The organism is Phenylobacterium sp., from assembly GCF_031360265.1.
Lineage (GTDB): Bacteria > Pseudomonadota > Alphaproteobacteria > Caulobacterales > Caulobacteraceae > Phenylobacterium.
In genome coordinates, this window is the sequence record NZ_JANMBF010000068.1 from 1 (window position 1) to 9,940 (window position 9,940).

At 70.2% G+C, this 9,940-nt stretch carries 12 protein-coding genes; 9 read left to right on the forward strand and 3 right to left on the reverse strand.

Translation table 11 applies throughout. The features are described 5' to 3' along the window. From RMN86_RS05585 to truA, 4 genes are all read left to right on the forward strand, one after another. Nucleotides 1-893 (forward strand): DNA recombination protein RmuC (locus RMN86_RS05585; RefSeq protein ID WP_309604845.1); only part of this gene is annotated, 893 nt, incomplete at its 5' end. Between the two features lie 52 nt (nucleotides 894-945). Further along, nucleotides 946-1,455 carry a peptide deformylase gene (def, locus tag RMN86_RS05590; protein WP_309604846.1) on the forward strand — a complete coding sequence of 170 codons (510 nt, stop codon included), beginning with the start codon at nucleotides 946-948 and terminating at the stop codon, nucleotides 1,453-1,455. A gap of 43 nt (nucleotides 1,456-1,498) precedes the next feature. Further along, entirely contained in the window at nucleotides 1,499-2,425 is a 927-nt protein-coding gene (fmt, locus tag RMN86_RS05595; protein WP_309604847.1) for a methionyl-tRNA formyltransferase, read from the forward strand. Then, nucleotides 2,425-3,180 (forward strand): tRNA pseudouridine(38-40) synthase TruA, encoded by a 756-nt coding sequence (gene truA / locus RMN86_RS05600; RefSeq protein ID WP_309604848.1) that lies wholly within the window; start codon nucleotides 2,425-2,427, stop codon nucleotides 3,178-3,180. The genes fmt and truA overlap by 1 nt, the downstream gene beginning before the upstream one ends. Here truA and dapE read toward each other — a convergent pair. Both dapE and RMN86_RS05610 read right to left on the reverse strand, forming a co-directional pair. Beyond that, nucleotides 3,156-4,301: a succinyl-diaminopimelate desuccinylase gene (gene dapE, locus RMN86_RS05605; protein ID WP_309604849.1), complete on the reverse strand. Its 1,146-nt coding sequence runs from the start codon at nucleotides 4,299-4,301 to the stop codon at nucleotides 3,156-3,158. The two genes, truA and dapE, sit on opposite strands and share 25 nt — an antisense overlap. A gap of 122 nt (nucleotides 4,302-4,423) precedes the next feature. Then, the gene (locus tag RMN86_RS05610) at nucleotides 4,424-5,500 is read right to left on the reverse strand and encodes a glycosyltransferase family 2 protein (RefSeq protein ID WP_309604850.1); all 1,077 of its coding nucleotides are present in this window, start codon (nucleotides 5,498-5,500) and stop codon (nucleotides 4,424-4,426) included. A 32-nt stretch (nucleotides 5,501-5,532) separates the two neighbouring features. On the opposite strand from RMN86_RS05610, the gene rfbC reads away from it, so the two are divergent. The 5 genes from rfbC (at nucleotide 5,533) to RMN86_RS05635 (ending at nucleotide 9,729) form a co-directional block, all read left to right on the forward strand. Further along, on the forward strand, nucleotides 5,533-6,087 hold the full coding sequence (gene rfbC, locus RMN86_RS05615; RefSeq protein WP_309604851.1) for a dTDP-4-dehydrorhamnose 3,5-epimerase: 555 nt from the start codon (nucleotides 5,533-5,535) through the stop codon (nucleotides 6,085-6,087). Nucleotides 6,088-6,176: 89 nt separating this feature from the next. Continuing rightward, complete coding sequence (gene rpoN, locus RMN86_RS05620) at nucleotides 6,177-7,682, forward strand: RNA polymerase factor sigma-54 (protein ID WP_309604852.1); 1,506 nt, start codon at nucleotides 6,177-6,179, stop codon at nucleotides 7,680-7,682. A gap of 163 nt (nucleotides 7,683-7,845) precedes the next feature. Next, on the forward strand, nucleotides 7,846-8,472 hold the full coding sequence (locus tag RMN86_RS05625; protein ID WP_309604853.1) for an exopolysaccharide biosynthesis protein: 627 nt from the start codon (nucleotides 7,846-7,848) through the stop codon (nucleotides 8,470-8,472). Between the two features lie 32 nt (nucleotides 8,473-8,504). Continuing rightward, complete coding sequence (gene hpf, locus RMN86_RS05630) at nucleotides 8,505-9,110, forward strand: ribosome hibernation-promoting factor, HPF/YfiA family (protein ID WP_309604854.1); 606 nt, start codon at nucleotides 8,505-8,507, stop codon at nucleotides 9,108-9,110. A 145-nt stretch (nucleotides 9,111-9,255) separates the two neighbouring features. Beyond that, nucleotides 9,256-9,729, forward strand: a complete 474-nt coding sequence (locus RMN86_RS05635) for a PTS sugar transporter subunit IIA (protein ID WP_309604855.1) — start codon at nucleotides 9,256-9,258, stop codon at nucleotides 9,727-9,729. 18 nt (nucleotides 9,730-9,747) lie between these two features. On the opposite strand, the gene RMN86_RS05640 is transcribed toward RMN86_RS05635, so the two are convergent. Continuing rightward, on the reverse strand, nucleotides 9,748-9,940 hold a 193-nt coding region (locus RMN86_RS05640; protein WP_309604856.1), incomplete at its 5' end, for a DUF1150 family protein.

Here is a 9,940-nt window from a genome sequence, read left to right on the forward strand (position 1 = left end):
CCGGCGGACTGAAGGCGCAGATCTCGGCCCTGTTGCTGGCGTCCACCGCCACCCAGGACGAGGCGCGCAAGCTGTCGGCCGCGCTGCGGCGCGGGGCCGGCGTCCAGGGGCGTTGGGGCGAGCAGACCCTGCGCAATGTGCTGGAAGCCGGGGGCCTGGCGCACCGCTACGACTTCGATGAACAGGCGACCACCGACACCGAGGAGGGCCGCCGCCGGCCCGACGTCACCGTGCGGCTGCCGGGCGGCGGAGTGTTCGTGATTGACGCCAAGTGCTCGCTGAACGCCTTCCTGGAGCTGCAGGACGCCCCCGACGACACCGCCCGCGAGGCCTGTGGCCTGCGCCACGTGCAGAGCGTGCGCGGCCACGTTCAGGGGCTTTCCGCCAAGGCCTACTGGGACCAGTTCGACGCCTCTCCCGACTTCGTGGCGATGTTCGTGCCGCTGGACTCGGCCCTGGCCGCGGCCCTGGAGCGCGCGCCCGACCTGATGACCGAGGCCATGGACAGGCGGGTGGTGATCGTCACGCCGACCACGCTGTTCGCGCTCTGCAAGGCGGTGGTCTACGGCTGGCGGGTCGAGGAGCAGGCGGCCAACGCCCAGAAGATCGCCGAGCTGGGCCGCGAACTCTACAAGCGCATCGCCGTGATGGGTGGCCACGCGGGCGGGATCGGCAAGGCGCTGGAGGCCGCGGTCTCGCGCTACAACCAGTTCGTCGGCTCGCTGGAGACCCAGGTTCTGACCCAGGCGCGGCGCTTCGAGGATCTGAAGGTCGACCACGAGGGCCGCAAGGTCGAGCCCTTGGAACCGCTCGATAAGGCGGTCCGGCCGCTGGCCAAGCTGACCCCGGAGACGCCGCCGCAGGTGCGGCTGGTGGCCGGCGACGAATCCTGAACGCCGGGCCTGTCGGCTTGACGCCCGGGGTCCGGCCCCCTACCTCGCGCCCATGGCCCTTAGAGACATCCTCGTCGTTCCCGATCCGATCCTGAAGAAGGTCTCGGCGCGCGTCGATGCGGTCGACGACGACCTGCGCGCCCTGATGGACGACATGCTGGAGACCATGTACGCCGCGCCCGGCATCGGCCTGGCCGCCGTGCAGATCGGCGTGCCCAAGCGGGTGATCGTCATGGATATCTCCGGTCCCGAGGACGAGAACGCCCCGCGCTTCTTCGTCAATCCGGAGATCCTCTGGGCCTCGGAGGAGACCGCGCCCTACGAGGAGGGATGTCTGTCGGTGCCGGAAATCTACGACGAGGTCGAGCGGCCCTCGCGGGTGAAGCTGCGCTATCTCAACTACGCCGGAGAGACGATCGAAGAGGAGGCCGAGGGGCTCTACGCGGTCTGCATCCAGCACGAGATGGACCACCTGGAAGGCGTGCTGTTCATCGACCACCTGTCGCGGCTGAAGCGCGAGCAGGCCGTGAAGAAGGTCAGGAAGCAGGCCAAGGCCGCTTAGGGCGACCTTTGCGCGCGGGCTGTCGCGCGGCTACACCGGCGCCATGAGACTGGCCTTCCTGGGAACCCCCGACTTCGCGCTGACCACCCTGCGCCGGCTGGTGGCGGCCGGCCACGAGATCGCCTGCGTCTATTCCCAGCCGCCGGCGCCACGCGGGCGGGGCCAGACGCTGAAGCCTTCGCCGGTCCACGCCTTCGCCCTGGACCAGGGGCTGATCGTCCGCACGCCGGCCTCCATGCGCGACCCCGGCGAGATCTTCGCCTTCGAGGCGCTGGACCTGGAGGCCGCGGTGGTGGTGGCCTTCGGCCAGATCCTGCCCGGCGAGGTGCTCGACGCCCCGGTGTTCGGCGCGTTCAACCTGCACGGCTCGCTGTTGCCGCGCTGGCGGGGCGCCGCGCCGATCCAGCGGGCGATCATGGCCGGCGACGCGGTGACCGGCGTCCAGGTCATGCGGATGACGCCAGGGCTGGACGAGGGGCCGATCCTGGCCTCGGAAACCTTGCCGATATCGTCGCTGGATACGGCAGGCTCGATCTTCGAGCGCATGGCCGACATCGGCGCCGAACTGATGGCGCGGACGCTGGCCGCCGTCGAGCACGGCGAGGCCATCGAGACGCCGCAGCCCGCAGATGGCGTCACCTACGCCAGGAAGATCCGGCCCAAGGAGGCGCGGATCGACTGGAGCCGGCCGGGCCTTGAGATCGACCGCAAGATCCGCGGGCTGTCGCCGTTCCCGGGAGCCTGGTTCCTGCTGCCGACCGATCGGGGGCCGGTGCGGGTCAAGGCCCTGCTCTCGGCCTTCGAAGACGCCGACGGCGCGCCCGGGCAGGTGCTCGACGACCGGCTGCTGGTGGCGACGGGGCAGGGCGCGGTGCGGCTGTTGCGCGTGCAGCGCGAGGGCCGCGGGCCGCAGGACGCCGAGGCCTTCCTGCGCGGCGCGGCCGTGGCGGCCGGGACCAGGCTCGACTGATGCCCCGCTATCGGCTCACCCTGGAATATGACGGCGGCCCCTATCGCGGCTTCCAGGCCCAGGCCGGCCTGCCGACGATCCAGGGATCGCTGGAGCGCGCGGTCACCGGCTTCTGCGGCGAGACCGTGCGCGTCCATGCCGCCGGCCGCACCGACACCGGCGTCCACGCCACCGGCCAGGCCGCGCATGTCGACCTCCAGCAGGACTGGCCGGCCGAGACGGTGCGAAATGCGCTCAACGCCCATCTGCGGCCGGAACCGATCGTGGTGCTGGCGGCCGAGGTGGCGGCGCCGGACTGGCACGCGCGGTTCTCGGCCACCGGGCGGCGCTACCGCTACCGGATCCTCAATCGGGTCAGCCCGCCGGGCCTGGACCAGGGGCGGGTCTGGCATGTGAAGAAGCCGCTGAACGCCGAGGCCATGCACGCTGCGGCCCAGGTGCTGGTCGGCCACCACGACTTCACCACCTTCCGCGACCTGGCCTGCCAGGCGAACTCGCCGATGAAGACGCTGGACGTGGCGGCGGTGCGCCGCGAGAGCTGTGAGGTGGTTCTGGAATTCGCCTCCCGCTCGTTCCTGCACCGCCAGGTCCGCTCGATGACCGGCTCGATCGCCGAGGTCGGGGTGGGCCGCTGGACGGCGGACGACCTGAAGGCCGCGCTCGACGCCCGCGACCGCAAGGCCTGCGGCCAGGTGGCGCCGGCCGACGGGCTCTATCTGACCGGCGTCGACTACGCCGCGAATGCTGTGAAATAGCCCGCGATCAAGCGCTCATAGACCGCCTGAAGTTGGCGGATTTCGGACACCGGGGCGCGTTCATCCACCTGGTGCATGGTGGTCCCGACGAGGCCGAATTCCACCACTGGGCAAAGCGCGCGGATGAAGCGGGCGTCCGATGTGCCGCCGGAGGTGGAGAGCTCCGGGTCTGAGCCGGTGACCGCGCGAACGGCGGCCGCCACCACCTCGGTGAACGGGCCGGGCGCGGTGAGAAAGGCTTCGCCGCTGATCTGTGGGACGACGGCGACCGTGCCCTCGAAACCCTCGCCCGCAGCTTGCGCCTCGCTGGCGATCCAGGCCGCCAGATCGGCGCCGGAGTGATGGGGATTGAAGCGGATGTTGAGCTGCGCCCTCGCGGTCCCGGGGATCACATTGGTCGCGGTGTTGGGCACATCGATCCGGGTGATCTCCAGGTTCGAGGGCTGGAATTCCGGGTATCCGTCGTCGAGCACACGCGTCTGCAGCCTCTGCAGCAAGGTCAGCAGCACCGGGACCGGATTGGCCGCGCGGTGGGGATAGGCCACATGGCCCTGCACGCCGTGGACGGTGATCTCGACGTTGATCGATCCGCGCCGGCCGACCTTGATCATGTCGCCGAACCGCGCGCTGGAGGTGGGCTCACCGACCACGCAATGGTCGATAACCTCCTCCTCGATCTCCAGCGCCTCGACCACCATCTTGGTGCCGTGGGTGGCCACGCCCTCCTCATCACCGGTGATCAGGAAGGACAAGGAGCCCGTCACCTTTCCGGCCTCGATCGCCGTGGCGCAGGCCGCGGCGAAGGCGGCGATGGCCGACTTCATGTCCACGGCGCCCCGGCCGATCAGCACGCCTTTGATCTCCGCGGCGTCGAACGCCCCCTGGCTCCAGGCGGCCGCGTCGCCCACCGGCACCACGTCGGTATGGCCGGCGAAACAGAGGTTGGGGCGGGCGGTCCCATACCGGGCGTACAGGTTCTCGATCTCGCCGAACCTCAGGCGCCGGCAGGAAAACCCCAGGCCGGCCAGCGCCGCTTCGACCACATCCATGGCCCCGGCGTCGGCGGGGGTCACCGACGGCCGGCGGATCAGCGCTTTCGTCAGGTCGATCGCGTCGATCAAGCTCGCCCCCCGCGCGGTGTTTGATAGTCTTGGGGATTTCTCCTAGACCCGAATGACCGCAGGCCCAAGCCGGCGTCCCGCCCGCGGGCGGTCGGCGGGCGGCCGGCCGAGGGGCCTCCATCTCAGTGGGCGGGGCGCCCCCGTCGGCTCTTCGCTGGGCTCGAAGGCGCGGAAGACCGCTGGATGAACGCCCGGCGCAGCAGCAGGTCCAGGGGGTTCCAGGTCATGGCGCGGGCGATCTGCCAGGAGCTGGCGGTGCGGATGGCCTGGGCCTCGCGGCGGGCCCCGAGCGCCACGTCGATGCGCCGCAGGCCGGCGGCGAGCCCACGGACCGGCGCCGCGATCTCGCCGCGCGTGGCGTGGCGTACGAACAGCACCAGGGTCGCGGTGATATGCAGCGGCAGGGTCAGCCAGAACAGCACCGGCGGCGTGTTCTTGACGAAGACCCACAGGCGGTTGCGCGTGCCGTGGAAGACCGCGAAGTCGCTGCGCCGCCCGCCGGTCGACGCTGAACCCACATGGCGCACCACCGCGTCGGGGACCAGCAGGGTCGGCTGGCCGACGAGCCGCAGCCGATAGCCCAGGTCCACGTCCTCGCAGTAGCAGAACAGCCGCTCGTCGAAGCCGCTGAGCCGCTGGAACAGGTCGCGGTCGATCAGCATCGCCCCGCCACAGGCGGAGAAGACCCAACCGGGCTCCAGCGCGCCGGGATCGCGATGGCCGAAGCCGCCACGGAACGGATAGCCGGCCAGCGACATGACGTCGCCAAGTCCATCGAGCCGCGTCGGATCGTCGGCCATCAGCTGGCGGGAACTGAAGCAGCCGACGGCGGGGTTCGCCTCGGCCGCCGCCGCCAACCTGGCCAGCCAGTCGGGCGCGGCGAAGGCGTCGGGGTTGAGCAGGGCCAGCCACCGCCCGCGCGCCGCCCGCGCGCCCTGGTTCACCGCGGCGGCGAACCCCAGGTTGTCGGCGTTCTCGATCAGGCGGATCGCCGGATCGGCCGCCGCCGCCATCTGGGCCACCCGGTCGCTGGAGGCATTGTCGATCAGCAGGATCTCATAGTCCGTGAACGTCTGGCCGGCCACACAGGCCAGGCAGCGCTCGAGAGTTGATCCGCTTTCGTAGACCACGATGATCAGGCTGACCGCCGGGACCGCCGCGGCCTTGAGGGGCTTGCCAATCGCCGCGCCGCGCGCCATCCGAAAGCTCACTCCCACCCATACGAGCCCCCATGACGACGATCACGCCCCTGGCCCTGGCCGAGGTCCTGCTTATCACGCCCAAGCGGCATGGCGATGCGCGCGGCTGGTTCGCCGAGACCTGGAGCCACAGGGCGCTGCTCGCCGCCGGCGTCGACACCCGGTTCGTGCAGGACAACCAGGCGTTCAACGCCCGCAAGGGCACGCTGCGCGGCCTGCATTTCCAGACCGCGCCGCACGCGCAGGGCAAGCTGGTTCGCGTGCTCAAGGGCGCGATCTACGACGTGGCGGTCGACATCCGGCCCGGTTCGGCGACCTACGGCCGGTGGGCCGGCGCCACGCTGACCGCGCAGGCCGGCGAGCAGATCTGGGTCCCCCGCGGCTTCGCCCACGGCTACGTCACCCTGACCGACGACACCGAGCTCTTTTACAAGGTCGATGGCGACTATGCGCCTCAGCTCGAGGGCGGCCTGATCTGGAACGACCCGGACCTGGGCATCGCCTGGCCGCTCGATGGCGACCCCGTGCTGTCGGACAAGGACAGGGCGCTGCCGCGACTGAGGGACATGCCCGAACGAACCTTCTGAGCCGCCTGTCGGCTGGACCGGCGGCATTAACGAATCGGTGGCGTTCGCGCGCCTAAGGTCCCCAGCAAGAAACAGGCCAGGGGGCAATTTTGGCGCTCAGCGCGCGTTTGGAGCTCCGGCAGGGCCAGGGGCTGGTGATCACGCCCCAGCTGCAGCAGGCGATCAAGCTGCTGCAGCTGTCGAACCTTGAGCTCGACGCCTTCATCGACGCCGAACTGGAAAAGAATCCCCTGCTGCAACGCGACGAGCGCGATGCCGAGCCCGAGGCCGAGGCGCCGGCGGAGGCCGCCGCCGACAACGCCGCGGCCGACCGCATGGACGACGCCGGCGCGCGCGCCGAGATGGACGCCGCCCACGACGAGGCCTCGCCCGGCGAGCACGCCACCGGCGACGCCGAACGCGACCTGGGCGGCGCCGACGCCGGGGGCTCGGTGGACTGGTCCCGGGCCGGTAGCGGCGGCTCCTTTGAGGGCGACTCCGACGCCCTTGAAGGCGCCCTGACCCGGGCCAGGACACTCAACGAACACCTGCACGACCAGCTGTCCGCCGCCGGCCTGAAGGGCGCCGAGGCGGCCGCCGCGTCAGTCCTGATCGACGCCGTGGATGAGGGCGGCTATCTGCGCGCCGACCTGACCGAGACCGCCGAGCGGCTGGGCTGCGACCTGGCCCTGCTCGAGCGGGTGCTGGCGGTGCTGCAGGGGTTCGAGCCGGTAGGGGTCTGCGCCCGCGACGTCGCCGAGTGCCTGAAGCTCCAGCTGATCGACCGCAACCGCTACGATCCGGCGATGGCGGCGCTGCTGGCCAACCTGCCGCTTCTGGCCAAGCGCGACATGGCGGCGCTGAAGCGCGCCTGCGAGGTCGATGACGAGGACCTCCGCGAGATGGTCGCCGAGCTGCGGGCGCTGACGCCCCGCCCTGGCGCGGCGTTCGGCGGCGAGCCGGTGCAGGCCGTGGCGCCCGACGTCTTCGTCCGCGAGGGACTGGGCGGCCTTTGGCTGGTGGAGCTCAACACCGACACCCTGCCGCGCCTGCTGGTCGATCAGCGCTACCATGCCCGCGTCAGTGCGGCGGCCCGCAGCGATCAGGAAAAGACCTTCGTCTCCGACTGCGCCGCCCAGGCCAGCTGGCTGGTCAAGAGCCTCGACCAGCGGGCCAAGACCATCCTGAAGGTCTCTTCCGAGATCGTCCGCCAGCAGGACGGCTTCCTGGTCTATGGGGTCGAGCATCTGCGGCCGCTCAACCTGAAGACCGTCGCCGACGCCATCGGCATGCACGAATCCACCGTCAGCCGCGTCACCTCGGGCAAATATATCGCCACCCCGCGCGGGGTCTTCGAGATGAAGTTCTTCTTCACCTCGGCGATCCAGGCGACGCAGGGGGGCGAGGCCCATTCGGCCGAGAGCGTGCGCCACAAGATTCGCCAGCTGGTCGATGCCGAGGCCGGCGAGGCCGGCGTCCAGTCCGACGACGCCATCGTCGACATCCTCAAGCTGGCCGGCGTCGACATCGCCCGGCGCACGGTGGCGAAATACCGCGAGGCCATGCGAATTCCCTCCTCGGTTGAACGACGGCGGCGGCTCAAGGAACTGGCGTAGACCCCTTCCCACCCAGGTTGGCTCAGCCTGAGAAGAGGAGAAGGGTTCCAGGCATCAGCGACGACCCTGTTCCTTCCCGGCTGACGCGATTCAAGTCCGCCCGGACAGGGTCTGGCGCCGAATTTTCTTGGCGCCGCGCCGGCCCGCCCCCAGATGAACGGTGATGCCTATAGATCCCGAAGTCCACCAACCCCTCTCGCGGATCCTGCGGGACATCTCCGAGCAGGCCGACCCACGGGTTTCCGTCGGCGATCTGATGGAGCGATTCGATGGCCGCGCAATGGGCGCCCTGCTGCTGGTCTTCGGGCTCGCCTGCATCCTGCCGCTCCCGCCGGGGGGCACGACCATCTTCGGCGCGCCTCTGGTCCTGCTGGCGCCGCAACTGATGATTGGCGGGTCGCGCGCGCCCTGGCTGCCGGCGCGGATGCGGGCGCAGACCATCGCCACGGCCGACCTCCGACGCGGCCTTCCGCGCGTCCTGGGAGCGCTGGAATGGGTGGAGGCGGTGTCGCGGCCTCGACTGCCGATTCTGTTCGGAACCTGGGGCCATCGGGTGATCGGGCTGGTCTGCACCGTCCTGGCCCTGGTGCTGATCCTGCCGATTCCGCTCGGCAACATTCTGCCGGCGGCCTCTGTGAGCATGCTCTCCTTAGCGCTGGTGCAGCGCGATGGGCTGATGGCGCTCCTCGGCTATGGCCTCGCAGGCCTCAGCGGCGGTGTCCTGGTGCTGGCCGCAGGCCTGATCCTCCGCGCGATCAATGAACTTCTCGAGGTTCTGCCGATCGCTTGACACCTTCCCCGGCCCGGCGCGTTGATCTTCACATGCAAGTTCAAGTCACCGGCAAACACCTCGACGTCGGCGAGGCCCTGCGCGCGCGGGTCGCCGACGAAATTTCCGCCAGCATCGGCAAGTATTTCGACCGCCAGGGCGGCGCCGCCGACGTGGTGGTCAGCCGCGAGGGCCATGCCTTCAAGGTCGATTGCGCCGTCACCCTGGCGTCAGGCCAGCAGCTCACCACCCATGGCCTGGGCGGCGACGCGCACCTTGCCTTCGACGCGGCCATCGCCAAGATGCAGAAGCGCATCCGCCGCTACAAGAACCGGTTGAAGGATCACCATCCCCAGGCCTTGGCCCGCCAGGCCGAGACCGCCGCCTACTACATCCTCCAGGCGCCGGACGACGACGGCGACGATGAGCCTGACGATGGAGACGGAGCCGCCTTCCCCGAACCCCTGGTGATCGCCGAGACGGAGAAGAAAATCGGCGCCATGACCGTTTCCATGGCGGTGATGGAACTGGACCTGACTGAATCTCAAACAATCGTGTTCAGGAACGCCGCGCATGGCGGATTGTCCGTGGTATATCGCCGGCCCGACGGCAACATCGGCTGGATCGACCCGGCGCGAACCAAGGCGGACGGGGCCTGATCCGACGGATCCGGCGAGGTCCGATCAGGCTTCAACCGCCCGTCGAAGCGGACCGTCAGGAGGACGGACCGTCAGGACGACGGGGCGTTGCGGTACGGGGCGTTGGGGCACGGGGCGTTACGGCAATGCGAGCTTATTGAGACCCATGCAAATCGGCGACCTTCTCGATCGCAACGCGATTGCCTTGCGCGTCAGCGCCGCCAACAAGCGCCAGGCCCTGGCGGTGATCTCCGAGATCGCCGCGCGCAACTTCGGGCTCGAGGCCGGCGATGTGCTGGACGCCCTGACCAGCCGCGAACAGGCCGGCTCCACCGGCGTCGGCCATGGCGTCGCCGCCCCCCACGCCCAGATCGACGGACTGACCCGCTTGCGCGGCGTCTTCGTGCGGCTGGACCAGCCGGTGGCGTTCGACGCCGTCGACGACCAGCCGGTGGACCTGATCTTCGCGCTGTTCGCGCCGAAGGACGCCCCCGGCGTCGAGCACCTGCGCGCGCGGGCCCGAGTGTCGCGGGTGTTGCGCCAGGCCGACCTGCGCCGCCAGTTGCGCCAGGCCCGCTCCGCCGACGCCCTCCATGCGCTGCTGGTGCAGGATCCGGTGACCCGCTCCTCGGCGGCTTAGGGGAAGGCGTCGCGAACCTCAGTGCACCGAGACGGGCGCGAGTTCGTGGGCCAGAGCGGCGGCCACCGCCGAGGCGCGGTCGGCCATCACCGCCAGCCGCTCGCCGTCGGCGCGATGTACCGCATAGAGGATCTGCTTGGGTTTCAGGTCATACCCCGGTTGCACCTGGTCGGGCGAAACGCTGGCCAACAGCTCGGCGCCGCTGACCGGC

Bases quoted from the DNA above. Each gene is read 5' to 3' on its own strand.
- def (WP_309604846.1), top strand. From the start codon at position 946: ATGGCCCTTAGAGACATCCTCGTCGTTCCCGATCCGATCCTGAAGAAG.
- fmt (WP_309604847.1), top strand. From the start codon at position 1,499: ATGAGACTGGCCTTCCTGGGAACCCCCGACTTCGCGCTGACCACCCTG.
- truA (WP_309604848.1), top strand. From the start codon at position 2,425: ATGCCCCGCTATCGGCTCACCCTGGAATATGACGGCGGCCCCTATCGC.
- RMN86_RS05610 (WP_309604850.1), bottom strand. From the start codon at position 5,500: ATGGCGCGCGGCGCGGCGATTGGCAAGCCCCTCAAGGCCGCGGCGGTC.
- rfbC (WP_309604851.1), top strand. From the start codon at position 5,533: ATGACGACGATCACGCCCCTGGCCCTGGCCGAGGTCCTGCTTATCACG.
- RMN86_RS05625 (WP_309604853.1), top strand. From the start codon at position 7,846: ATGCCTATAGATCCCGAAGTCCACCAACCCCTCTCGCGGATCCTGCGG.
- hpf (WP_309604854.1), top strand. From the start codon at position 8,505: ATGCAAGTTCAAGTCACCGGCAAACACCTCGACGTCGGCGAGGCCCTG.
- RMN86_RS05635 (WP_309604855.1), top strand. From the start codon at position 9,256: ATGCAAATCGGCGACCTTCTCGATCGCAACGCGATTGCCTTGCGCGTC.